The following is a 24,435-nucleotide window of genomic DNA, read 5'->3' as shown; positions in this document are numbered from 1 at the left end:
CCCGGGGCATGGGCCGTATGCTGCTTTGGTGGCCGCCCTCTACTCCCTTGGTAGTAGGGCTTGTGGGGCACACCTAAAACAGTGGTGCCTCGGGAAGTCTTCCCGGCAACAGCGGGATATTTTCCGTATCCGCCCACTGCCCCGGCGCTCCACCCTGTGCAGGCCAAAACCTCCACTGGGAACTGCAACCATGACAATAAGATCGCTACCCGCCCGCTCACCTTTAAGCCTTGCCGTGCAAGCCTTCGTGCTGGTGGGCAGCCTGTCCCTCAGCGCTGCAACGTTTGCCGCCGCCGAACCTGTCCCTTCTACTCAAAAGCCGACGCGCAATGTCACCTGGGAAGACATCGCCAACGACCACCTGACCACCCAGGACGTGCTGCAATACGGCATGGGCACCAACGCCCAGCGCTGGAGCCCGCTGGCCCAGGTCAACGACAAGAACGTGTTCAAGCTCACGCCGGCCTGGTCCTACTCGTTCGGCGATGAGAAGCAACGTGGCCAGGAATCCCAGGCTATCGTCAGCGACGGCGTGGTCTACGTCACCGGCTCCTACTCCCGTGTGTTCGCCCTCGACGCGAAGACCGGCAAACGCCTGTGGACCTACAACCACCGCCTGCCCGACAACATTCGCCCGTGCTGTGACGTGGTCAACCGGGGCGCCGCGATCTTCGGCGACAAAATCTACTTCGGCACCCTCGACGCGCGCCTGATCGCCCTCGACAAGAACACCGGCAAAGTGGTGTGGAACAAGAAATTCGGCGACCACGCCGCTGGCTACACCATGACCGGCGCACCGGTGCTGATCAAAGACAAGGTCACCGGCAAAGTACTGCTGATCCACGGCAGCTCCGGCGATGAATTCGGCGTGGTCGGCCAGCTGTATGCGCGCGACCCGGACACCGGCGAAGAAGTGTGGATGCGCCCGTTTGTGGAAGGCCATATGGGCCGCCTGAACGGCAAGGACAGCACCCCCACCGGCGACGTGAAAGCACCGTCCTGGCCGGATGACCCGACCACCGAAACCGGCAAGGTCGAGGCCTGGAGCCACGGCGGCGGCGCACCTTGGCAGAGCGCAAGCTTCGATGCCGAGACCAACACCATCATCGTCGGCGCCGGCAACCCGGGCCCGTGGAACACCTGGGCGCGCACCTCCAAGGACGGCAACCCCCACGACTTCGACAGCCTCTACACCTCGGGCCAGGTCGGTGTCGACCCAAGCACCGGCGAAGTGAAGTGGTTCTACCAGCACACGCCAAACGATGCCTGGGATTTCTCCGGCAACAACGAACTGGTGCTGTTCGACTACAAAGACAAGGACGGCAAAGTGGTCAAGGCCACCGGCCACGCCGACCGCAACGGGTTCTTCTACGTGGTCGACCGCAACAACGGCAAGCTGCAAAACGCTTTCCCCTTCGTCGACAACATCACCTGGGCCAGCCACATCGACCTCAAGACCGGTCGCCCCGTGGAAAACGAAGGCCAGCGTCCAGCCAAACCGCTGCCGGGTGAAACCAAGGGCAAGTCGGTGGAAGTCTCGCCGCCGTTCCTCGGCGGCAAGAACTGGAACCCCATGGCATACAGCCAGGACACGGGCCTGTTCTACATCCCGGGCAACCAGTGGAAAGAGGAATACTGGACCGAAGAGGTCAACTACAAGAAGGGCTCGGCGTACCTGGGCATGGGTTTTCGCATCAAGCGCATGTATGACGACCACGTCGGCACCCTGCGCGCAATGAACCCGACCACCGGCAAGGTGGTGTGGGAGCACAAGGAAGCCTTGCCGTTGTGGGCCGGCGTGTTGGCGACCAAGGGCAACCTGGTGTTCACCGGCACTGGCGACGGCTTCTTCAAGGCCTTCGACGCGAAAACCGGCAAGGAGCTGTGGAAGTTCCAGACCGGCAGCGGCATCGTCTCCCCGCCGATAACCTGGGAACAGGATGGCGAGCAGTACGTCGGCGTCACCGTCGGGTATGGCGGCGCGGTGCCGTTGTGGGGTGGCGACATGGCCGAGCTGACCAAGCCGGTGGCACAGGGTGGGTCGTTCTGGGTGTTCAAGATCCCGAGCTGGGATAACAAAACCGCCCAGAAATAACCCAACCGGGGCTAATGCCGATCAGTTAAGGATAAGCACTGTAACTGTGGCGAGGGAGCTTGCTCCCGTTGGGCTGCGCAGCGGCCCCGGCATTTTTCCAGCAACACCTTGCAGTCAGGTTTTACGACTGCTGCGCAGCCGAGCGGGAGCAAGCTCCCTCGCCACAGGAACTGCGCCACTTCCGAGGTCGCGTGATGAACTACCTGCCCTTGTTACTCCTGCTATCCCTTCCAATCGCCCACGCCGACGACGGCGATGACGCCCCCCTGGTCATCAACGGCTGCACCATCGCCGAACACAGCCAATGCCCCGGCGCCAACCTCAAGGGCGCCAACTTGAGCAACCAGAACCTGAGCAAAATGAACCTGGCCGGCGCCGACCTGCGCGATGCGGATTTGCGCCATGCCAACCTCGACCTGGCCAACCTGGAAAAAGCCCAACTGCAGGGCGCCAACCTAACCCGCGCCAGCCTGCAACAAAGCAATCTGCGCCTGGCCGATTTCACCGGTGCGACGCTGATGGCGATCCAGGGTTGGGGTTTATTTGCCCAGGGTGCGCAGTTCGAAAACGCCAACCTCAGTGCGGCCTACCTGCAATTCGCCCGGCTGTCGGGGGCTAAGATGCACAAGGCCAACCTGCGTGCGGCGGACCTTGAAATGACCTGGTTGAGCAAGACCGACCTGCAAGGCGCCGACCTCAGCGACGCCAACCTGCAGGAAGCCAAGTTCGGCGCCAGTAACCTGGAAAACGCCACCCTCAGTGGTGCAAGGCAGCACTATGCAAACTTCCAGGATGCCAACATGGAAGGCTGCAAGGACTGCCCCACCACCTGGGATCGTTAGAGCACCACTCTTCAAATGTGGGAGGTCCCACTACCTCTTCGACGTAGCGCTGTCGCGCAGCAAACTGGGACCTCTGTGGCGAGCGGGCTTGTCCCGCGTTGGGGTGCGAAGCGCCCCTGATGAAGACGAATGCGGTGTATCGGGCACTCCTCTGCGCCTGGTTTTGGGGCTGCTGCGCAGCCCAACGCGGGACAAGCCCGCTCGCCACAAGAATGCGGTCGCCTGAAATTGTTTATGCAAGACTCAAAACTTTAGGGTGAAATTTTAACCCTTTAAAATCAGTAAGTTATTTTAAGTTTGATAAGCGCTTGTCGGATCTCCGCACCGTCCCGTTGGGCCGCGAAGCGGCCCCAAAAGATGGGACTGCTACGCAGTCCAACGGGACGGTGCGGCGATCCGACAAGCTCCCTCGCCACAGGTTACTTTTTGCTCTTTCTATTTATTAACTGAACAGCATTGGGCTCCTACAGGGGATTGTGTTTCAACCGTGGCGCTTGAGGGTTTCGCTGGGAAACTCTTTGAACAACGCCCGGTAACTATTGGAAAATCGCCCCAAATGCCAGAACGACCAATTCATCGCCACCTCGGCCACGGTGGTATCGGCTGAATTCAATAACTCGCGCCGCGCCCCGTTCAACCGGCGCAGGCGCAACCACTGCGCCGGGCTCATCCCGGTGTAGGTCTTGAAGCCCTGTTGCAACTGACGCAGCGGCACGCCGGCGATCTGCGCCAGCTCCAGCAGGTTCACCGTTTCATCCGGTGCATCCGCCGCCCACTCACCGATGCGCGCCATCAGCAGGCGTTCTTCGCTGCGGCGCTGCAATGAACTGCGGTCCAGGCACACGCAGGCGTTGTCGAGGATAAACAGGCAGTCGTCGAGCAGTTGCTGGGTCAAGGCATCGCGGCTGATGGGGTCGATCACGGCGGACAAGCGCGTCAGCGTGCCACTGAGCCAACGGCTGAACAGTGCGTTCTGCTGGCAGGTCAGCGGCGCCATGAACAGGCCTTCGAGTTTCGCCACATCCAGGCCATGGCGCTGCACGAACTGCGGCCCGAACACCACCGCCACTTCCCGATAGTTTTCCGGGGTGATCCAGGTGTTGTGGCTTTCGCCATTGAGCAGGTACAGCGCGTTGTCGCTGCCGTCGAAACAGAACGCCAGCGAACCCGGTGGTGCATTGAAATGCTGTTCCACGCGCGTGTTCATGCACTCTTCGTAGACCTCGACGCCTTGCAGGTCGAGGTAGCGGATCTGCCCGGCGAAATGCCCCGGGGACATCTGCTGGTATTGCTGTACCCAACCGGGTGTCGCACTGCATTGAGCGGCCACATCACCGGTGGTGAAGGCCTGTACGCGCAAAGCTGTTGCCTGTGTCATGGGTGATCCGTGCGCACTCTATTGGTGCGTTGTGCTGCGTGCAAAGTGGATAGATGCCGTTGGACGGCGGGCCCAAGATAGACCTCAATGCGCCAGGAGTTCAAGCCGGCGTAGCATCCCACCCATGATGAGGTCCTTATGAACGCCCCCTTCGATCAGCTGTCCGCCTGGCTGAAAGAACACAAGATTACCGAAGTCGAATGCGTGATCAGTGACTTGACTGGCATCGCACGCGGCAAGATTGCGCCCACCAACAAGTTCCTGCATGAGCGAGGCATGCGCCTGCCGGAAAGTGTCTTGCTGCAAACGGTAACCGGGGATTTTGTCGATGACGATGTCTACTACGACCTGCTCGACCCGGCCGATATCGACATGATCTGCCGTCCGGTGTCCAACGCCACGTATGTGGTGCCGTGGGCCATCGAGCCCACCGCCATCGTGATTCACGACACGTTCGACAAGCACGGCAACCCCATCGAATTGTCGCCGCGCAACGTGCTGAAAAAGGTCCTGCAACTGTATACCGACCGAGGTTGGCAGCCGATTGTCGCGCCGGAAATGGAGTTCTACCTGACCCAGCGCTGCGAAGACCCGGACCTGCCGCTGAAAACCCCGGTGGGCCGTTCGGGCCGCGCCGAGACCGGCCGCCAGTCGTTTTCCATCGACGCCGCCAACGAGTTCGATCCGCTGTTCGAAGACGTCTACGACTGGTGCGAAGCCCAGGGCCTGGACCTCGATACGCTGATCCACGAAGACGGCCCGGCGCAGATGGAAATCAACTTCCGCCACGGTGACGCGCTGGACCTCGCCGACCAGATCACCGTGTTCAAACGCACCCTGCGCGAGGCCGCGCTCAAGCACAACGTCGCCGCGACCTTCATGGCCAAGCCGGTGGCCGACGAGCCGGGCAGCGCCATGCACCTGCACCAGAGCATCGTGGACATCGCCACGGGCAAGCCGGTGTTTGTCGACGACGATGGAAAGATGAGCCAGTTGTTTCTTCACCACATCGGTGGCCTGCAGAAGTACATCCCCAAGCTGCTGCCGATGTTCGCGCCGAACGTGAACTCGTTCCGTCGCTTCCTGCCGGACACTTCGGCGCCGGTCAACGTCGAGTGGGGCGAAGAAAACCGCACCGTCGGCCTGCGCGTACCGACCTCCAGCCCCGACGCGATGCGCGTGGAAAACCGCCTGCCCGGTGCGGATGCCAATCCCTACCTGGCCATTGCGGCCAGCCTGTTGTGTGGTTACCTGGGCATGATCGAAAAAATCGAACCCAGCGCGCCGGTCGAAGGCCGCGCCTACGAACGCCGCAACCTGCGCCTGCCGCTGACCCTCGAAGACGCTCTGGCGCGGATGGAGGAGTGCGACACCGTCAAGCAGTACCTGGGCGACAAGTTCGTGCGCGGCTACGTCGCGGTGAAACGTGCCGAGCATGAGAATTTCAAGCGGGTGATCAGTTCCTGGGAGCGTGAGTTCCTGCTGTTGAGCGTCTAAAAAAATCATAAAGGGGTGTCGATATGCGTCTCATGAAAAAGCTTCTCCCGCTGGCCCTGGTGGGGGCTTTCAGCAGTGCCGGGCAGGCGGCTCCGACGGTCAGTGTCTATAACTGGACCGACTACATCGGCGAGACCACCTTGGCCGACTTCCAGGCCAAGACCTCGGTGAAGGTGATCTACGACGTGTTCGACTCCAACGAAACCCTGGAGGGCAAGCTGCTGGCGGGGCGCACCGGCTATGACGTGGTGGTGCCGTCCAACCACTTCCTGGCACGCCAGGTGAAGGCCGGCGCGTTCCTCAAGCTTGACCGAGCGCAGTTGCCCAATTTCAAGAACCTAGACCCCAAGTTGCTCAAGCTGCTGGAGCAAAACGACCCCGGCAACGCGCACTCGGTGCCGTACCTGTGGGGCACCAACGGCATTGGCTACAACGTCGACAAGGTCAAGCAGGTGCTGGGCATCGACCATATCGACTCGTGGGCAGTGCTGTTCGAACCGGAGAACATCAAGAAACTCAACCAGTGCGGCGTGGCCTTCCTCGATTCGGCGGATGAACTGTTCCCGGCGATCCTCAACTACATGGGCAAGGACCCGCGCAGCGAGAACGCCGAGGATTACAAACAGGCTGAGGCCAAGCTGTTGACGCTGCGGCCGTACATCACGTACTTCCATTCATCCAAGTACATTTCGGATTTGGCCAACGGCGATATCTGCGTGGCGTTCGGGTATTCCGGCGACGTGTTCCAGGCCGCCAACCGCGCCAAGGAAGCCAAGAACGGCGTGAATATCGCCTACTCGATTCCCAAGGAAGGCTCCAACCTGTGGTTCGACCTGTTGGCCATTCCCGCCGACGCCAGCAACCCGAAAGAAGCCCACGCCTTTATCAACTACCTGCTCGACCCTGAAGTGATCGCCAAGGTCAGTGCCTCGGTGGGGTATGCCAACGCCAACCCGGCGGCCAAGGCCTTTATGGACCCGGAACTGGTGAACAACCCCGAGGTGTACCCTTCCCAGGCCGTGCTCGACAAACTCTATATTTCCACCACGCCAACCCCGACGACCATGCGCCTGATGACCCGCGCCTGGAGCAAAGTGAAGACCAACAAATGATTCAGTCCAGTGACCACGCCCAGTCCTACTACCGCGCTTCGGCCAATGCGATGCCAGAGCGCCCGTCATTGGGCGTCGACCTAAGCTGCGATGTGTGTGTGATCGGCGGCGGTTTCACCGGGGTCAACACCGCCATCGAACTGGCCCAACGCGGGCTCTCGGTGATCCTGCTGGAGGCCCGGCGCATGGGGTGGGGCGCCAGCGGGCGCAACGGCGGGCAGTTGATTCGCGGTATTGGCCATGACGTGTCGGGGTTCGCCAAGTATGTGGGCGAGGAGGGCGTGCGTTATCTGGAGCGCGCCGGGATCGACTCGGTCGCGTTGGTGGGCGAGCGTATTCGTGAACACGCCATCGACTGCGATTTGCGTTGGGGCTTTTGCGAGCTGGCCAATACGCCGGCGCAGTTCGCCGCGTTCAAGGGCGAACAGGAGAGCCTGGCGAGGCTCGGGTATAGCCACGAAACACGTCTGGTGGGCCCTCAGAATATGCAGCAGGTGGTGGGCTCGTCAGTCTATGCCGGTGGCCTGATGGACATGGGCTCCGGGCATTTGCATCCGCTGAATCTGGTATTGGGCGAAGCGCAGGTTGCCGAGTCCCTCGGCGTGCGGATTTTCGAGCACACCGAAGTGCTCGAGCTGATCCACGGCGACACCGTGCAAGTGCGTTGCGCCGGCGGCACGGTGCGCGCCGGTAGCCTGGTATTGGCCTGCAACGCGCACCTGGAAGAACTGGAACCGCGCCTGAGCGGAAAAGTGCTGCCCGCAGGCAGCTACATCATCGCGACCGAGCCGTTATCGGAGGAACTGGCCCACCAATTGATCCCGCAGAACCTGGCGCTGTGCGACCAGAAAGTCGGGCTGGATTACTACCGGCTTTCCGCTGATCGACGCCTGTTGTTTGGCGGCGCCTGCCATTATTCGGGACGTGACCCGGCGGATATCGCCGCGTATATGCAGCCGAAGCTGCTCAAGGTGTTCCCGCAGTTGGCCAATACTGCGATCGAATTCCAGTGGGGCGGCAAGATCGGCATCACCGCCAACCGCTTTCCCCAGGTCGGGCGGCTCAAGCAATACCCGAATGTGTTCTATGCCCAGGGGTATTCGGGCCATGGGCTGAACGTGACTCACTGGTGCGCGCGGCTGCTCGCCGAAGGCATTCACGCCGGCCACAGCGCGGGCCTGGATGTTTTCAGCCAGGTGCCGCACATGACGTTTCCGGGTGGCAAGGCGCTGCGGTCGCCGTTGTTGGCGTTGGGGATGATGTGGTATCGGTTGCGAGAGTTGGTTTAGCCGATCGGCATCAGCCCTGAGGCTCGGTCAACACCTTCCTGAACGTTTCCACCAACGGCCGTAAATTGATCCGGTGCCACGCCGCCCACAGCGGGGTGGTGTAGGTCAGCCACGGCAGCTCACGCAATACCACACCCGGCGGCGCGTTGCGGCTCAGGCCTTTTTGCACCATCGCCACCCCCAGCCCCGACGCCACCAGGCCCAGCGCGGTAAACGGCTCGCTGGCTTCCATTGGAATCCGCGGGTTGAAACCGGCGCGAATGCACGCTGCCACGAAGTCGTCGGCGGGGCCGGCGCCGGTTTTGCGCTGCATACCGATCCATTGCTGGTCGGCCAGGTGTTCGGGCAGTAACGCTGTTTGTTGGGCGAGAGGGTGATCCTCGGGCAGCGCCAGCAGCATCGGTTCGTCCAATACCTGCAAGGCAATCAGATCCGGGTCGTCGGTGGCCGGCGGATCGCCCACCAGCGCGATGTCCAGGCTACGTTGGCGCAAGCCTTCGAGTTGTTCGATGGACGGCAGGTTGTACAGTTTGATGTGCACGCTGGGGCGGTCATCGCGCAGCACGCGCAGGGCGTTGGGCAGTACACCGGCGTGCATCGCATTTTCGATATAGCCGATACACAGGCCGCCTTCCTCACCCCGGCCGAGGCGCTTGCCCAGTGATTCCAGGCGATTGGCGTGGGTCAGAAACGCCTTGGTTTCGGCAAGAAAGGTCTGGCCGTCGCGGGTCAGGCGGATGCGCTGCTGGCTGCGTTCGAACAGGGTCAGGCCCAGGCGTTCTTCCAGCTGGGCGATCTGCCGGCTCAGGGGCGATTGGGAGATGTGCAGGCGTTCGGCAGCGCGGCCGACGTGTTCTTCTTCTGCGACCACTTCGAAGTAGCGCAGTTGGCGGAGATTAATCATGTAAGACCTATTAGGACTCAAGTTGGTCGCATTATGTCTTGGACGGTCCGATCTGTGCAATCTAATCTCTGCCCAACGGTCACAGCGACCTCTGAACCCGATTGAGGAACCCTCCATGAGCTTGAAAGACAAACTGCCCGGCCAATTGGGCTTTGGCACTGCCCCATTGGGCAATATGTTCCGCGCCATTCCCGAAGAAGAAGCCCAGGCCACCGTCGAGGCCGCCTGGAACCAGGGCGTTCGTTACTTCGATACCGCGCCGTTCTACGGCTCGGGTCTGGCGGAAATCCGTTTGGGCCAGGCCCTTTCGAAATACAACCGCGATGACTTCGTGCTGAGCACCAAGGTCGGCCGGGTGATTCTCGATGAAGTCGAAGCAAGCGCCCGCGACCTCGGCGAAAAAAGCGGTGTGTTCGAACACGGCCGCCCGAACAAGATGCTTAACGACTACAGCGCCGACGCGACCCTGCGCTCCATCGAAGACAGCCTTGAGCGCCTGCAAACCGATCGCCTGGACATCGTGTGGATTCACGATATCGCCCAGGACTTTTACGGCGACCAATGGCTGGAGTACTTCAACCAGGCCCGCACCGGTGCATTCAAGGTGCTGACCCGTCTGCGCGAAGAAGGTGTGATCAAGGCCTGGGGCCTTGGCGTGAATCGCGTGGAACCGTGTGAACTGACCCTGGACCTCACAGAAGCCCAGCCCGATGGTTTCCTGCTGGCTGGCCGCTACACGCTGCTGGACCACGACCGTGCCCTGCAGCGCCTGATGGACGCAGCCTTGGCGCAGAACGTCGAGATCGTCGTCGGCGGCCCTTACAGCTCGGGCATCCTGGCGGGCGGCGCGCACTTCGAATACCAGAAAGCCAGCCCGGCGATCATCAGCAAGGTCGAGCAGATTAAAGCGATTGCCCAGGCGTTTGGCGTCAGCGTAAAAGCGGCGGCGCTGCAATTCTCCCTGGCGCATCCGGCGGTGGCGGCAGTGATTCCGGGTGCCAGTCGTCCGGGGCGGATTGCCGAAGACGTGGCCGCGTTGTCAGAACAGATTCCGGCAGCCTTCTGGCAGGCCTTGCGCGATGCCCGATTGATTTCGGGCCGCGCGCCGCTGCCGCTTTAACTTGAGGGGTTAACGATGAAAATTGATGTAAGCGGCAAAGTAGCCATCGTCAGCGGCAGCACTGCCGGGATTGGCCTGGGCATCAGCCAGGCCCTGGCGCAAGCCGGCGCCACTGTGGTGGTGATCGGGCGTGAAGCGGGCAAGGTCGACGAGGCGCTGGCGAGCATTCGCCACGCGGTTCCCGGCGCTGACCTGCGTGGGCTAGTGGCGGACCTCGGCACGTCGGAGGGCGCACAAAAACTGTTCGCCGCCGAACCGCGCGCCGACATCCTGGTCAACAACCTGGGCATCTTCAACGATGTGGATTTCTTCGAAGCACCGGACAGTGAATGGACGCGTTTCTACGAGGTCAATGTGATTTCCGGCGTACGCCTGGCTCGGCATTATGTGCCGGGCATGGTCGAGCAGGGCTGGGGGCGGGTGATCTTCCTGTCGTCGGAGTCGGGTGTGGCGATACCGGCCGACATGATCAACTACGGGGTGACAAAAAGCGCCAACCTGGCGGTGTCCCACGGCCTGGCCAAACGCTTGGCGGGCACCGGTGTGACGGTGAATGCGATTCTGCCGGGGCCGACCTTTACCGACGGCCTGGAGCAGATGCTCAAGGACGCAACGCAGAAGTCCGGGCGCAGTGCGCGGGAAGAGGCGGATGTGTTTGTACGCAATGCGCGGCCGACGTCGATCATCCAGCGCGCGGCGAATGTGGATGAAGTGGCGAACCTGGTGGCGTACATTGCTTCACCCCTGTCGTCTGCCACCACCGGTGCGGCGTTGCGGGTCGACGGCGGTGTTGTCGACAGCATGGCGATCTGAATTCTTTTAATGGTCTGGAGTATTTATCGTGGCTACAGCTTCTTCTGTAATTGAAATCCCGGTGTCGGCCGATCAGGTCTGGCAATTGGTTGGCGGCTTTAACGCGCTGCCGGATTGGCTGCCGCTTATCGTAAAGAGCGAGCCGAGCGAGGGTGGGCGTGTGCGTCACCTGAAAACTGCGGACGGTGGCGTGGTGGTGGAGCGTTTGCAGAGCTTTGATAACGTCGGGCGTACTTACAGCTACACCATTGAAGAGTCACCGTTTCCGGTGAGTGCTTACCTGGCGACGTTGCAGGTTGAGGCATTGAGCGAGTCGTCGGCGAAAGTGACCTGGTCTGGTGTGTTTACGCCGGCAACGGGTAACACGGAGGCGGCGGTGGAGGCGTTGTTCGCCGGTGTGTACAGCGGTGGGCTGGAAGCGCTGCGCGCCAACTTCCCGGCCTGATGATCGTCCCCACGTAGCGTGGGAACGATCAGGCGGGTTATTCGGGCATCAACTGCTGGCGACATTCCAGCACCAGGCGCGCACCGCCGCGCTCGCTGGTGCCCATGTCCAGCTTGAACCCGTGCAAGTTGATGATCGCCGCGACAATCGACAAGCCCAACCCGAACCCGCCTTGCTGGTCGCCTTCATCCACGCGATAAAAGCGTTGGAACACCGCAGCGCGTTCCGCCGCCGGTATACCCGGCCCGGAGTCGTGCACTTCGATGCGTGTGCTGCCCGCGTCGTTGACCCCGCGCAAGATCACTTCGCCGCCCGGCGGGGTGAACTTGATCGAGTTGCTCAGCAGGTTGGCCAGGGCTTCGAACAACAGCGCCCGGTCGCCGGTGATCCACGGCAACGATTCCGGCGTGTCGAGCACCAGCTGCAGTTCGCCTTCCTCGGCCAGCGGCAGGTAGAAGTCATGCAGTTCGCGCAACAGCGGCAGCGGGTCCATCACCAGGAAGCCCGAGCGACGTTGATGGTCTTCCAGTTCCGAAATCCGCAGCAGCCCGCGAAAGCGCGCCATCAGGGTGTCGGTTTCGGCAATGGCGTCATCCAGTTTCAGCGCGTAGCCCGAGCTTTCCTCAGCCTCCTGCCTGATGCGGTACAGCTGCGCGCGCAGTCGAGTGAGCGGGGTGCGCAGGTCGTGGGCGATGTTGTCGCATACCCCCTTGACCTCGTTCATCAGCTTCTCGATGCGGTCGAGCATGGCGTTGACGATAGCTGCGAGCATGTCCAGTTCGTCACGCCGGTTGGACAGCGGCAGGCGGTGGGTGAGGTCGCCAGCGACGATAGCTTCGGCGCTGGCCTGGATGCCGCGAATCCGCCGCAACGGTCGGCGGCGTAGCAGGTGCCAACCGGCAGCGCCGGGGATGATGGTCAGGGACAGTGCCCAAAGCAACGCATGCCAGATGATCCGCGTCACGCCGAACAACGAACCGTTGGCACGTACCAGTACCAGCCAGCGGCCCTCGTCGGTGTGGGTGGCGACGGCGTCGCAGCTGTCCTTGGGCAGTTTCGGGTCGTCGGACTCGACGCAGTTGGCCAGGGCGTGGATCTTGCCGTCCAGGGGCAGGTCCGGCGGAATCGCGCGGATGGGGCCGCTCAGTGGCTTGAATTGCTCATCAAACAGGCCGTAGGCGTCCACGCCCTTCATGTCGAAGGTCATGCTGGTGGTCAGGGCTTCCACCAGCTCTTCGCCGTCGAAGCGCTGGAACAAATGCTGGCGCTGCATCAGCGAATGGCGCGACAGGTCACTCAGGTAACCCGACACCTCGTAGTACAGCACCCCCATGAGGATGCAGCTCCAGGCCACGAACAACGAACTGTACAACGCCAGCAAGCGGCTGCTGGATGAGCGCCAGCCCTTAGAGGGGTTCAGCAATGACATAACCGGAACCTCGTACCGTGCGGATCAGCGGCGTGAGGCCCGGGGGATCGATTTTCTTGCGCAGGCGACCGATGTGCACATCGATCAGGTTGGTGCCGGGGTCGAAGTGATAACCCCAGACCTCCTCAAAAATCATCATCCGCGACAGGATCTGCCCGGTGTTGCGCATCAGGAATTCGAGCAGTTTGTATTCGGTGGGCAGCAGGCTCAGCGGCTGTTCGGCGCGACTGGCTTCGCGGCTGATCAGGTTCAGCTCCAGGTCGGCTACGCGCAGGGCGGTTTCGAACTCCTTGACCGTGCTTTTGCGCCGCAGCAGGACTTCGACGCGGGCGGCCATTTCATCGGAGGCGAACGGCTTGGTCAGGTAGTCGTCGCCGCCGGCACGCAGGCCGCGCACGCGCTCGTCGACATCGGAGAGGGCGCTGATCATCAGGATCGGCGTCGACACCCCGATGGTGCGCAGGGTGGTGACGATGGCCAGGCCGTCGAGTTCCGGCAGCATTCGATCGAGGGTAATCAGATCGTAATCACCACTCACGGCGCGGACCAGGCCTTCGCGGCCGTTGTCCACCCAATCCACATCCAGTCCATGGCTACTCAGCTCAGCGACGATCTCGCGGGCCGTTACGGCGTCATCCTCGATGGTCAAAATACGGGTCATAGGATTACCTGGTGAGCGATTCACACTAGAAGTGAGGGCATTTTGCCAAGAAAAGGCTGAACGCTTCCTAAATAAAACTTCATGTTGGCAAAACCGGGATAAATGCTCAGTTTGTGGGAATGCATAACGCCCGCTTGAAACGGTCAGTTCTTGCAAGTTGCATGGCTCAAGTTAGTTCATATTTATTAACTTATTGAATTTTAAGGAATTTAAATTTTCCTGCGTTTGGCACGCCGGCTGCACTGTCCCTTTTGAGACTTGTAACACTTAATTTCCTGCCGGGAGCAAAACAACAATGATCACATCGTCATCCACGCTGCAAGAGTCGAGCGCGCGCTCCGGGGTTTCCTGGGGGGCGATCTTTGCCGGGGCCGCTGCAGCGGCTGCACTGTCCCTGATTCTGGTGTTGCTGGGCTTCGGCCTGGGCTTTTCGGCAGTATCGCCGTGGGCCGACAGTGGCATCAGCGCCAAGGGGCTTGGCATTTCCACGATTGTCTGGCTGGCCTTTACGCAGATCGTTGCTTCCGGCTTGGGCGGTTACATCGCCGGTCGGTTGCGGGTGAAGTGGGCCAATATGCACGGCGATGAGGTGTACTTTCGCGATACTGCCCATGGCTTCCTGGCCTGGGCCGTTGCGACGCTGGTGACGGCGACCCTGGTGGTCGGTTCGGTGAGCAGTGTGGTGAGTGGCGGCGTGCAAGCCGGTGCCAGCGTCGCCTCCGGTGCCGCCAGTGCGATGACCCAGGCGGCGGGCAGTGCGGCCAAAGGCGCCAACAGTGGCGACTTTGGTTACTACGTCGACAGCCTGTTCCGCGACGACCGCCCGGTGGCGGTCAGCGATGACGCGGCACACGGCGTTGTAGCGCGCATCTTCGCCCGCACCCTGAGCAACGACGGCCAGTTGGCCCCGGAAGACCGCGCCTACCTCGCGCAGTTGATCAGCCAGCGCACCAACCTCAGCCAGGCCGATGCCGAAGCCCGCATCGACAAGGTCTACGGCGATGCGCGTAAAGCCATCGAAGACGCCAAGCTCAAAGCCAAGCAAGCCGCTGACGCTGCCGCCAAAGTGGCCGCGTGGACCTCGCTGTGGATGTTCATTGCCCTGTTGATCGGTGCGTTCTTCGCCAGCTTCGCGGCCACCTTCGGCGGTCGTCGTCGGGATGCTGTGGTGTATGTCGAAACCGATCACTTCGTTCGTTAATTCAAGGCCTATTAGTTCAAGGAGAGCATCATGCGTTCATTACTTCTGTGGTTCCTCGGCGTGCCGATCCCGGTGATCATCCTGATCGCAATTTTCATGCACTGATACCGTGCCCAGCTCGGTCCATTGTGGGAGGGGGCTTGCTCCCGATAGCAGAGTGTCAGTCGACAGGAACACCGACTGTTCCACCGCTATCGGGGGCAAGCCCCCTCCCACATTCGCCCTGCAGTGTCTGATAGTCAGTCATCAAACCCCACCTGCTCGTGAATCTCATCCACCTTCAATTCCAATCGATACGCCACAGCAATAAACAGCGCCTGGCACAGGCATAACGTGGCGCTCAACGAACGGAAGGCAAACGACGACCCTTCATTCACCAACAGCACCGCGTTCGCCCGCTTGGCCAGGGGCGACAGGTTGCTGTCGGTGATGATCAGGGTCTTGGCCTGATGATGCTGGGCAATCCGCAGGCAATGCTGGGTCTCTTTGCCGTAAGGCGTAAAGCTGATCGCAATCACCAGGTCATTGGCACGCACACTGCGCATCTGCTCGCGATAACTGCCGCCCAAGCCGGAAATCAGGTGGATACGCTTGTTGGTGTGCTGCAGGTTGTAGACCAGGTAATCGGCCACGGCAAAGGAGCGACGCACGCCGACCACGTAGATATTGTCGGCGTTGACCACCAGGTCCACGGCTTTCTCGAAGGCCGTGTCATCCAGCTCCAGCCCCAGGCGCTCGATGCCGGACAGGGTCGCATTGACGCACTCGCGCGCCAGGTCTCCGCCGCTGGCCTTCTGCGACTTGTTGGCGATCATGCTGCGAATACGCTGCTGGTAGTTCTGCACCGGCGTGGTCTTGTGGGTGTAGGCCTCGCGAAACAACGCCTGCATCTCACTGAAACCACTGAACCCGAAACGCTGGGAAAACCGCACGATGGCCGACGGGTGTACTTCGCATTCGCGGGCAATGTCACTGATGCGGTCGACCATGATCCGGTCGCTCTGCTGGCTCATATAGCTGGCGATGCGTTTGAGCTGGCGTGGCAGGCTTTCGTATTCGTCGGTGATCAGCTGCAACAAGCGTTCGGCATTGATCGGGGGGCTGGCGAGAACGTCTTCCGGGGTGGTCTCGGGCGTGGCCGGCTGATCGGTGCGGGACATGGGCAATCCTTATGGCTTGTTCTTCTGGTGCGCTGATGAGTGGGCGCAAGTCTACAGGGTAGGCGCAAAAAAATACCTCGGCATCCGGCAGCGCGTGGCCTGCTGAAACGATGCACCGTAGCTGGCGTGCCCCTATGCTGACGTATTGGAAAAAATATTCCACTAAAAATAATTATGGAATAAATATTGATTGCGGCCGTCGGACGTTCTAGTCTGCTTCCACCAAGAGCGTTTGCCGTCGCCACGGCGGCACAACGCAGGCTGATAAAAATAACAGGAGCCAGCATGGGCCAGACTCGTTTTGCCAGTGGGCGTCAATTGGATCTGATTTGCCTCGGCCGACTGGGCGTCGACCTCTACGCACAGCAAGTAGGTGCGCGGCTTGAGGACGTGTCCAGCTTTGCCAAGTACCTCGGCGGTTCCTCCGCCAATATTGCCTTCGGCACCGCACGCCTTGGCCTCAAGTCGGCGATGCTCAGCCGGGTAGGGGACGACCATATGGGCCGTTTCCTGGTGGAATCCCTGGCCCGTGAAGGCTGCGATGTCAGCGGTATCAAGGTCGACGCGGAACGCCTCACCGCCCTGGTGCTGCTGGGCCTCAAGGACCGCGAAACCTTCCCCCTGGTGTTCTACCGCGAAAACTGCGCCGACATGGCCCTGCGCGCCGAGGACATCAACGAAGCCTTTATTGCCTCCAGCAAAGCCTTGTTGATCACCGGCACGCATTTCTCTACCGACGGCGTGTACAAGGCGAGCATCCAGGCCCTGGATTACGCGGCCAAACACAACGTCAAGCGCGTGCTGGACATCGACTACCGCCCGGTCCTGTGGGGCCTGGCGGGCAAGGCCGATGGCGAAACCCGTTTTGTCGCCGACCAGAATGTCAGCCAGCACGTGCAAAAAATCCTGCCGCGTTTCGACCTGATCGTCGGCACGGAAGAAGAATTCCTGATCGCCGGTGGCAGTGAAGACTTGCTCACCGCCCTGCGTACCGTACGTGAACTGACCCCGGCCACCCTGGTGGTCAAGCTTGGCCCGCAGGGCTGCACGGTGATCCACGGCGCGATTCCTGCGCGGTTGGAAGACGGCGCGATCTACCCCGGCGTGCGCGTTGAAGTGCTCAATGTGCTGGGCGCCGGCGATGCGTTCATGTCGGGCTTCCTCAGCGGTTGGCTGAACGACGCGAGCGACGAGCGTTGCAGCCAGTTGGCCAATGCCTGCGGCGGCCTGGTGGTGTCCCGCCACGCCTGTGCACCGGCGATGCCGACGCCCGCCGAACTGGATTACCTGTTCAACAGCCCGGTGCCGATCACCCGTCCTGACCAGGACGCGACCTTGCAGCGCCTGCACCGTGTCAGCGTGCCGCGCAAGACCTGGAAGCAACTGTTCATCTTCGCCTTCGACCATCGCTGGCAACTGGTGGACCTGGCGCAAAAGGGCGGCCAGGACCCAACGCGGATCAGTGCGATCAAGCAGCTGTTTATCCAGGCGGTAGAGCGGGTCGAGCATAAGCTTCGTGAGCAGGGCGTCGAGGCCGATGTGGGCCTGCTCGCTGACCAACGCTTCGGCCAGGACGCACTCAATGCTGCGAGCGGTCGCGGCTGGTGGATCGCGCGCCCGGTGGAAGTCCAGAACTCGCGGCCGCTGGCGTTTGAACACGGCCGCTCGATTGGCAGCAACCTGATCGCCTGGCCTCAGGAGCAAATCATCAAGTGCCTGGTGCAATACCATCCCGACGACGAGCCACTGCTGCGCCTGGAACAGGAGGCCCAGCTCAAGGCGGTGTACGAGGCGTCCCTGGTCAGCGGCCATGAACTGCTGCTGGAAGTCATCCCGCCCAAGGATCACCCGTCGACCTACCCGGACGTGCTCTACCGCAGCCTCAAGCGCCTGTACAACCTGGGCATCTACCCGGCGTGGTGGAAGATCGAAGCGCAGCAGGCCGAGGACTGGAAAAAGCTCGACGAACTGATCCAGGAGCGCGACCCGTACTGTCGTGGCGTAGTGCTGCTGGGCCTGAACGCCTCGGCCGAAGCCCTCGCCGAAGGGTTTCGCCAAGCCAGCCAGAGCACCACCTGCCGGGGGTTTGCCGTAGGCCGCACGATCTTCCAGGAACCGAGCCGCGCATGGATGGCGGGGGAGATTGATGATGAGATCCTGATCCAACGAGTGCAGGCCACCTTCGAACAACTGATCAACGCCTGGCGCAGTTCCAAAGGCTAAACGAAATCAAATGTGGGAGCGGGCTTTTGTGGCGAGGGAGCTTGTCGGATCGCCGCACCGTCCCGCTGGGGTGCGAAGCACCCCCAAAAGCAGATCTCAGTGATATATGAAAACAATAAAAGGTGCAGCCATGCCCGCAATCCGAATTGGCATCAACCCGATCTCCTGGAGCAACGACGACCTGCCGGCCCTGGGCGGTGAAACGCCCCTGAGCACCGCCTTGAGCGAAGGCAAGGAAATCGGCTACGAAGGCTTCGAACTCAATGGCAAATTCCCCAAGGACGCCAAGGGCGTCGGGGATGTGTTGCGCCCCTACGACCTGGCGCTGGTCTCGGGCTGGTACTCCAGTCGCCTTGCCCAGCGTTCGGTGGCGGAAGAAATCGAAGCCATCGCCGCTCACGTCGACCTGCTCAAACACAATGGCGCCAGTGTCTTGGTGTACGGCGAAGTCGCCGATTCAATCCAGGGCTCACGCATCCGCCTGATCGAGCGCCCGCGTTTCCACAGCGAGCAGGCCTGGCAGGACTACGCCGACAAACTCACTGAACTGGCGCGCTTCACCCTGTCCCAGGGCGTGCGCCTGGCCTACCACCACCATATGGGTGCCTACGTCGAATCCCCCGACGACATTGACCAGTTGATGCGCCGCACCGGCCCGGAAGTCGGACTGCTGTTCGATTCGGGCCACTGCTACATGGGCGGCGGCGAACCCCTCGACGTCCTGCGCAAGCACGTCGACCGCGTCTGCCATGTGCATTTCAAGGACGTGCGCAAAGCCGTGGTGCAACTGGCGCGCAACCAGATGTGGAGCTTCCCCGATTGCATCGTCAACGGCACCTTCACCGTGCCCGGTGATGGCGACATCGACTTTGCGCAATTGCTCGATGTACTGCAGGCAGCGAAGTACGAAGGTTGGCTGGTGGTGGAAGCCGAGCAGGACCCGGCCGTGGCGCCCAGCTATATCTATGCGAAAAAGGGCTACGACACCTTGCGGGCGCTTCTCAACCAGAGGACTGAGTGATGAGCTTGTTGGTCAAAAGCAGCAAACGCGGACAAACCATGGTCGCCCTGGAAGAGGGTCGCCTGGAGTACGTAGGCTTTGCCGCCTACCGCTTGAGCCTGGGCGAAACCCTGCCGGTGACCGCCGGTGATCAAGAGCTGTGCCTGGTGCTGCTCAGCGGTCGCGTCACTATCGAAGGTGAAGGCTTCAACTGGCAGAACCTCGGTGATCGCCAGTCAGTGTTCGAAGACAAATCCCCCTTCGCCGCCTACCTGCCGCCGGGCACCGACGCGCAGATCACCGCCTTGAGCGACGTGCAAATCGCCGTCTGCGCCGCGCCCGGTGCGCCGGGTTACGAACCTCGCCTGATCCGCCCCGAGCAGTGCAAACGCAGCGTGCGTGGCAAGGGCGCGAACACGCGCTACGTGTGCGACATCTTGCCGGACACCGAGCCGGCCCATTCGCTGCTGGTGGTGGAAGTGCGCACGCCGTCCGGGCATTCGTCGAGCTACCCGCCGCACAAGCACGACACCGACGACCTGCCGCACCAGAGCTTTCTCGAAGAAACCTACTACCACCAGATCAACCCGCCCCAGGGCTTCGTGTTCCAGCGGGTGTACACGGACGATCGCAGCATCGACCAGGCCATGGCCGTGGAAAACAGCGACCTGGTGGTGGTGCCCAAGGGGTATCACCCGGTCAGCGTGCCGTACGGCTACGAGTCCTACTACCTGAACGTGATGGCCGGCCCCAAGCGCGCCTGGCATTTCCATAACGACCCGCAGCACAGTTGGCTGCTGGACCTTTAAGGGACGCGACATGACCACAACCCGATTGACCATGGCCCAGGCCCTGGTGAAGTTCCTGGATAACCAATACATCGAAGTCGATGGCGTGCAGAGCAAGTTTGTCGCCGGCGTGTTCACGATTTTCGGCCACGGCAACGTGCTGGGCCTTGGCCAGGCGCTGGAGCAGGACAGCGGCGACCTGGTGGTGCATCAGGGGCGCAACGAGCAGGGCATGGCCCACGCGGCCATCGGTTTTGCCAAGCAGCACTTGCGCCGCAAGATCTATGCGTGCACCGCGTCGGTAGGCCCGGGGGCGGCGAACATGCTCACCGCTGCGGCGACCGCCACGGCCAACCGCATTCCGTTGCTGCTGTTGCCCGGCGATGTGTATGCGAGCCGCCAGCCCGACCCGGTGTTGCAACAGATCGAGCAGTTCCATGACCTGAGCATCAGCACCAACGACGCGTTCCGTTCCGTCAGCAAGTACTGGGACCGCATCAACCGCCCCGAGCAGTTGATGAGCGCGGCGATCCACGCCATGCGCGTGCTCACCGACCCCGCCGAAACCGGCGCCGTAACCCTGGCCCTGCCGCAGGACGTGCAAGCCGAGGCCTGGGACTATCCGGACTATTTCCTGCAAAAACGCGTGCACCGCATCGACCGGCGCCCAGCCACCGAGGCGATGCTTGGGGATGCCGTGGCGGCTTTCAAGGGCAAGCGCAAACCACTGATCATCTGCGGCGGCGGGGTCAAATACTCCGGCGCCAATGCCGCGCTGCAGGCGTTTGCCGAGCGTTTTGATATTCCCTTCGCCGAAACCCAGGCGGGCAAGAGCGCCGTGGTTTCCAGCCACCCGTTGAACGTCGGCGGCATCGGCGAGACCGGTTGCCTGGCCGCAAACCTGCTGGCGCCTGAGGCGGATCTGATCATTGGTATCGGCACGCGTTATACCGACTTCACCACCTCGTCGAAGTCCTTGTTCAAGCATGCCGAGGTGCAGTTTCTCAACCTCAATATCAGCCCGTGCGATGCCTTGAAGCTGGACGGCGTGCAGGTGTTGGCGGATGCAAAGGTTGCCCTGGAGGCATTGGCTGAGGCGCTGGGGGATTACCACTCCGGCTGGGGTGGCCAGGTGCGCGATGCCAAGGCGCAGTTGGACGCCGAAGTCGACCGTGTCTATCAGGTGGAATACCAGGGCGATGACTTCGTGCCCGAGGTTGATGACCACCTCGACCGCGCCGTGCTGCGCGAATTTATTGAGCTGACCGGTTCATGCCTGACCCAAAGCCGCGTACTCGGAGTGTTGAACGAAACCCTGGCCGACGACGCCATCATCGTCGCCGCCGCCGGCAGCCTGCCTGGCGACCTGCAGCGCAGCTGGCGCAGCAAGGGCGTCAACACCTACCACGTCGAATACGGCTATTCGTGCATGGGCTACGAGATCAATGCCGCCCTCGGCGTGAAACTGGCCGAGCCGGCGAAGGAGGTCTACGCGCTGGTCGGCGATGGCTCCTACATGATGCTGCATTCGGAACTGGCCACCTCGATCCAGGAGCGGCGCAAGATCAACGTGGTGCTGCTGGACAACATGGCCTTTGGCTGCATCAACAACCTGCAGATCGGCAACGGCATGGACAGCTTCGGCACCGAGTTCCGCTACCGCAACCCTGAGAGCGGCAAGCTCGACGGCGGCCTGGTGCCGGTGGATTTCGCCATGAGCGCGGCGGCCTATGGCTGCAAGACCTACAAGGTCAGCACCGTGGAGCAACTTGAAGCCGCCCTGGCCGATGCACGCACGCAAACCGTCTCGACGCTGATCGATATCAAGGTACTGCCCAAGACCATGATCCACGGCTACTTGTCGTGGTGGCGCGTGGGCGTTGCGCAAGTCTCTACCAGCGAACGCACCAACGCCGCCGCGAAAAAACTCAATGAACACCTGGCCAAGGCCCGGCAGTACTAATAACAAGAGGAGTGGTTACATGTCTTTGAAGCTTGGTGTGATCGGTACTGGCGCTATCGGCCGGGACCATATTCGTCGTTGCAGCCAGACCTTGCTCAACAGCCAGGTGGTGGCGGTGACGGACATCAACCTTGAGCAGGCCGCCAAGGTCGTAGCAGATTTGAAACTGGACGCCGAGGTGTACCCGGATGGCCTCGCGCTGATCAATTCGCCGCAGGTGGAAGCGATCCTGGTGACGTCGTGGGGCCCGAGCCACGAAGCGTTCGTGCTCGCCGCGATCGCCGCCGGCAAACCGGTGTTCTGCGAAAAGCCCCTGGCGGTCACCGCCGAAGGCTGCCGCAAAATCGTCGAGGCAGAAGTCGCCCACGGCAAGCGCCTGGTGCAAGTGGGCTTCATGCGCCCGTATGACGAAGGCTACCGCGCCTTGAAGGCCGTGATCGACAGCGGCCAGATCGGCGAGCCGTTGATGCTGCATTGCGCGCACCGCAACCCGACGGTGGGCGAGAACTACAAGACCGACATGGCGATCACCGACACGTTGATCCACGAGCTGGACGTGTTGCGCTGGCTGCTCGACGACGATTACGTCTCTGTGCAAGTGGTGTTCCCGCGCAAGACCAGCAAAGCCCTGGCCCACCTGCGCGACCCGCAGATCGTGCTGCTGGAAACCGCCAAGGGCACGCGCATCGACGTGGAAGTGTTTGTGAACTGCCAGTACGGCTACGACATTCAGTGCGAAGTGGTGGGGGAGACCGGCATTGCCAAATTGCCGGAGCCTTCACAGGTGCAGATGCGCAGTGGGGCGAAACTGTCGAATGCGATTCTGATGGACTGGAAGGATCGGTTTATCGGTGCCTATGACGTGGAATTGCAGGCCTTCATTGATAGCGTACGCGCCGGGCAAGTCGGCGGGCCATCGGCGTGGGACGGTTTCGCGGCGGCAGTGGCGGCAGACGCGTGTATCGAAGCGCAGGGCAGTGGGCAGATCGTGAAACTCAGTCTGCCGGACCGCCCGCACTTCTACGGTTAATGATCGTTCCCACGCTTCTGCGTGGGAATGCATCCCGTGACGCTCTGCGTCACAAGCGCGGACGCAGAGCGTCCAAGGCGGCATTTCCACGCAGAGCGTGGGAACGATCATCTGAGGAGATTGATGTATGCGCATCGGACTAGTCGGCTACGGCCACGGCGGCCGCTTCTTTCACGCACCACTGATCGCTACCCTGCCCGGCGCAACCTTCGTCGGCGTGGTCACCCGTTCCCCCGAACGCCGCCAGCAACTGGCAACTGACCATCCCGGTCTCAAGGCTTACGACTCCATCGGCCAGATCGTCGAAGCCGGTGTCGACGCCCTGGTCATCTCCACCACCCTCAAAGGCCGTCCGGCGCTGGTGCTGGAAGCCATCGAACACGGCGTGGCGGTGGTCAGCGACAAACCCTTTGCGGCCAATGCCGAACAGGCCCAGGCCCTGATCACCGCCGCCGAACGCCAGGGTTCGTTGCTCAGCGTCTACCAGAACCGGCGCTGGGACTCGGATTACCTGACCCTGCGCAAACTGATCGACGCCGGCGCCTTGGGCGAAATCACCCGTTTTGAATCCCGTGTCGAGCGCTACAGCCCGCAAGCCGTGGGCAATGCCAGCGGTGGCGGCTGGCTGCGCGACCTCGGCAGCCATCTGGTGGACCAGGCGCTGCAACTGTTCGGCCCGGTGGATCGGGTGTTTGCGCAGTTGCACTACACCGCTGAACATCCCACCCTCGACCACGGCTTCTTCGTCTCCCTGACCCACGCCAACGGGGTGATTTCCCACGTGTGGGGCAGTGCGCTGCAAAACAGCCAGGCCCCGCGTTTTCGGGTGAGTGGCACCTTGGGCTGTTACACCGTCGACGGGCTGGATGGCCAGGAAGAGGCGCTGATGGCTGGCAAGTCGCCGAAAACCGAAGGCGAGCACTGGGGAGCCGAAGAACATCGACGCTGGGGCTGGTTCGAGCAAGGGCCCGAGCGCGAGCGGGTGCCCTCGGAAAAGGGCTGTTGGCCGCAGTTCTATCGTCAGTTGCAAACCGCCGTACAAGGGCAGGGTCCGCTGCCGGTCAGTGCCTATGACGCACTGGAAACCACCCGTATATTGGACGCCGCACGCCTCAGCGCCGAACGCCAGCAGGTGGTTTCAACAAAAATAGAATAAAATTCTAAAACAAGTTGATATGGAAATTATTTTCCAATAAAGTCTTTTCCAGGTTGCATAAAGTACGTCCCGGACTCGATTCGGGCGACTCAACAAAAACAAGATCAAAAACAACCAGGTACCGTCAGATGAAAATCTTCAACGCTGTACTGCGAGTTTTACGCCCTGCCCACACGCCACGCGGTCTGCCCCGCGCCCGGCCGTTCTACTTCTCCTTCCTTAATGTGCTGTGCGTCGAAAACCAGGGCGCGCTGGTCTGCTGCATCCCGGGGGCACCGGTCGTCCGACTGCCGTCATCCTCGCTCTGAACAACGCAACGTCCAAAAAAA

At 61.6% G+C, this 24,435-nt stretch carries 21 protein-coding genes; 16 read left to right on the top strand and 5 right to left on the bottom strand.

What is annotated here, in order from left to right; translation table 11 throughout:
* Positions 1-190: 190 nt before the first annotated feature.
* Both exaA and ACR52_RS13970 read left to right on the top strand, forming a co-directional pair.
* A complete protein-coding gene (exaA, locus tag ACR52_RS13975) occupies positions 191-2,095 on the top strand; it encodes a quinoprotein ethanol dehydrogenase (RefSeq protein WP_082143149.1) in 1,905 nt (634 codons plus the stop codon).
* Between the two features lie 194 nt (positions 2,096-2,289).
* Positions 2,290-2,937, top strand: a complete 648-nt coding sequence (locus tag ACR52_RS13970) for a pentapeptide repeat-containing protein (RefSeq protein WP_048725039.1) — start codon at positions 2,290-2,292, stop codon at positions 2,935-2,937.
* Positions 2,938-3,418: 481 nt separating this feature from the next.
* On the opposite strand, the gene ACR52_RS13965 is transcribed toward ACR52_RS13970, so the two are convergent.
* Positions 3,419-4,315, bottom strand: a complete 897-nt coding sequence (locus tag ACR52_RS13965; RefSeq protein WP_048725037.1) for a helix-turn-helix domain-containing protein — start codon at positions 4,313-4,315, stop codon at positions 3,419-3,421.
* Positions 4,316-4,453: 138 nt separating this feature from the next.
* Here ACR52_RS13965 and ACR52_RS13960 point away from each other — a divergent pair, with 138 nt between their 5' ends.
* The 3 genes from ACR52_RS13960 to ACR52_RS13950 are packed head-to-tail and all read left to right on the top strand — an operon-like array spanning position 4,454 to position 8,213.
* Entirely contained in the window at positions 4,454-5,812 is a 1,359-nt protein-coding gene (locus tag ACR52_RS13960) for a glutamine synthetase family protein (RefSeq protein ID WP_048725034.1), read from the top strand.
* Between the two features lie 23 nt (positions 5,813-5,835).
* The gene (locus ACR52_RS13955; RefSeq protein WP_048725026.1) at positions 5,836-6,924 is read left to right on the top strand and encodes a polyamine ABC transporter substrate-binding protein; all 1,089 of its coding nucleotides are present in this window, start codon (positions 5,836-5,838) and stop codon (positions 6,922-6,924) included.
* Entirely contained in the window at positions 6,921-8,213 is a 1,293-nt protein-coding gene (locus ACR52_RS13950; RefSeq protein WP_048725024.1) for an NAD(P)/FAD-dependent oxidoreductase, read from the top strand. The genes ACR52_RS13955 and ACR52_RS13950 overlap by 4 nt, the downstream gene beginning before the upstream one ends.
* Before the next feature lie 10 nt (positions 8,214-8,223).
* On the opposite strand, the gene ACR52_RS13945 is transcribed toward ACR52_RS13950, so the two are convergent.
* Positions 8,224-9,117: a LysR substrate-binding domain-containing protein gene (locus ACR52_RS13945; RefSeq protein ID WP_048725022.1), complete on the bottom strand. Its 894-nt coding sequence runs from the start codon at positions 9,115-9,117 to the stop codon at positions 8,224-8,226.
* A 115-nt stretch (positions 9,118-9,232) separates the two neighbouring features.
* On the opposite strand from ACR52_RS13945, the gene ACR52_RS13940 reads away from it, so the two are divergent.
* From ACR52_RS13940 to ACR52_RS13930, 3 genes are read left to right on the top strand one after another with little or no spacing between them, the layout of a single operon-like run.
* On the top strand, positions 9,233-10,237 hold the full coding sequence (locus tag ACR52_RS13940) for an aldo/keto reductase (RefSeq protein ID WP_048725020.1): 1,005 nt from the start codon (positions 9,233-9,235) through the stop codon (positions 10,235-10,237).
* Positions 10,238-10,252: 15 nt separating this feature from the next.
* A complete protein-coding gene (locus tag ACR52_RS13935) occupies positions 10,253-11,050 on the top strand; it encodes an SDR family NAD(P)-dependent oxidoreductase (protein WP_048725018.1) in 798 nt (265 codons plus the stop codon).
* A 28-nt stretch (positions 11,051-11,078) separates the two neighbouring features.
* Positions 11,079-11,495 carry an SRPBCC family protein gene (locus tag ACR52_RS13930; protein ID WP_048725016.1) on the top strand — a complete coding sequence of 139 codons (417 nt, stop codon included), beginning with the start codon at positions 11,079-11,081 and terminating at the stop codon, positions 11,493-11,495.
* Between the two features lie 37 nt (positions 11,496-11,532).
* Here the strand turns inward: ACR52_RS13930 and ACR52_RS13925 are convergent, their stop codons facing one another.
* Complete coding sequence (locus ACR52_RS13925) at positions 11,533-12,924, bottom strand: sensor histidine kinase (RefSeq protein WP_048725014.1); 1,392 nt, start codon at positions 12,922-12,924, stop codon at positions 11,533-11,535.
* Positions 12,902-13,585: a response regulator transcription factor gene (locus ACR52_RS13920; protein ID WP_003219726.1), complete on the bottom strand. Its 684-nt coding sequence runs from the start codon at positions 13,583-13,585 to the stop codon at positions 12,902-12,904. The genes ACR52_RS13925 and ACR52_RS13920 overlap by 23 nt, the downstream gene beginning before the upstream one ends.
* A 295-nt stretch (positions 13,586-13,880) precedes the next feature.
* Between ACR52_RS13920 and ACR52_RS13915 the strand changes: the two genes are divergently transcribed.
* Positions 13,881-14,786, top strand: a complete 906-nt coding sequence (locus ACR52_RS13915; RefSeq protein ID WP_048725012.1) for a hypothetical protein — start codon at positions 13,881-13,883, stop codon at positions 14,784-14,786.
* Between the two features lie 239 nt (positions 14,787-15,025).
* Here the strand turns inward: ACR52_RS13915 and ACR52_RS13910 are convergent, their stop codons facing one another.
* A complete protein-coding gene (locus ACR52_RS13910; protein WP_048725011.1) occupies positions 15,026-15,946 on the bottom strand; it encodes a MurR/RpiR family transcriptional regulator in 921 nt (306 codons plus the stop codon).
* Between the two features lie 285 nt (positions 15,947-16,231).
* On the opposite strand from ACR52_RS13910, the gene ACR52_RS13905 reads away from it, so the two are divergent.
* The 7 genes from ACR52_RS13905 to ACR52_RS31245 all read left to right on the top strand — a co-directional run bounded on the left by ACR52_RS13905 (position 16,232) and on the right by ACR52_RS31245 (position 24,414).
* Positions 16,232-18,169 carry a bifunctional 5-dehydro-2-deoxygluconokinase/5-dehydro-2-deoxyphosphogluconate aldolase gene (locus tag ACR52_RS13905; RefSeq protein ID WP_048725010.1) on the top strand — a complete coding sequence of 646 codons (1,938 nt, stop codon included), beginning with the start codon at positions 16,232-16,234 and terminating at the stop codon, positions 18,167-18,169.
* Between the two features lie 130 nt (positions 18,170-18,299).
* Positions 18,300-19,190, top strand: a complete 891-nt coding sequence (gene iolE / locus ACR52_RS13900) for a myo-inosose-2 dehydratase (protein WP_048725009.1) — start codon at positions 18,300-18,302, stop codon at positions 19,188-19,190.
* Positions 19,190-19,978 (top strand): 5-deoxy-glucuronate isomerase, encoded by a 789-nt coding sequence (gene iolB / locus ACR52_RS13895; RefSeq protein ID WP_048725008.1) that lies wholly within the window; start codon positions 19,190-19,192, stop codon positions 19,976-19,978. The genes iolE and iolB overlap by 1 nt, the downstream gene beginning before the upstream one ends.
* A 10-nt stretch (positions 19,979-19,988) precedes the next feature.
* Positions 19,989-21,920 carry a 3D-(3,5/4)-trihydroxycyclohexane-1,2-dione acylhydrolase (decyclizing) gene (gene iolD / locus ACR52_RS13890; protein ID WP_048725004.1) on the top strand — a complete coding sequence of 644 codons (1,932 nt, stop codon included), beginning with the start codon at positions 19,989-19,991 and terminating at the stop codon, positions 21,918-21,920.
* A gap of 19 nt (positions 21,921-21,939) precedes the next feature.
* Positions 21,940-22,950 carry a Gfo/Idh/MocA family protein gene (locus tag ACR52_RS13885; protein WP_048725002.1) on the top strand — a complete coding sequence of 337 codons (1,011 nt, stop codon included), beginning with the start codon at positions 21,940-21,942 and terminating at the stop codon, positions 22,948-22,950.
* A 127-nt stretch (positions 22,951-23,077) separates the two neighbouring features.
* Complete coding sequence (locus ACR52_RS13880) at positions 23,078-24,106, top strand: Gfo/Idh/MocA family protein (protein WP_048724999.1); 1,029 nt, start codon at positions 23,078-23,080, stop codon at positions 24,104-24,106.
* A gap of 128 nt (positions 24,107-24,234) precedes the next feature.
* Complete coding sequence (locus tag ACR52_RS31245; RefSeq protein ID WP_076952495.1) at positions 24,235-24,414, top strand: hypothetical protein; 180 nt, start codon at positions 24,235-24,237, stop codon at positions 24,412-24,414.
* The last annotated feature ends 21 nt before the right edge of the window (positions 24,415-24,435 follow it).

The organism is Pseudomonas fildesensis (assembly GCF_001050345.1).
In the GTDB taxonomy this organism is placed as follows: Bacteria; Pseudomonadota; Gammaproteobacteria; order Pseudomonadales; family Pseudomonadaceae; genus Aquipseudomonas; species Aquipseudomonas fildesensis.
The sequence above is the reverse complement of the archived record's forward strand: the minus strand, read 5'-3'. Positions and strand labels throughout refer to the sequence as shown.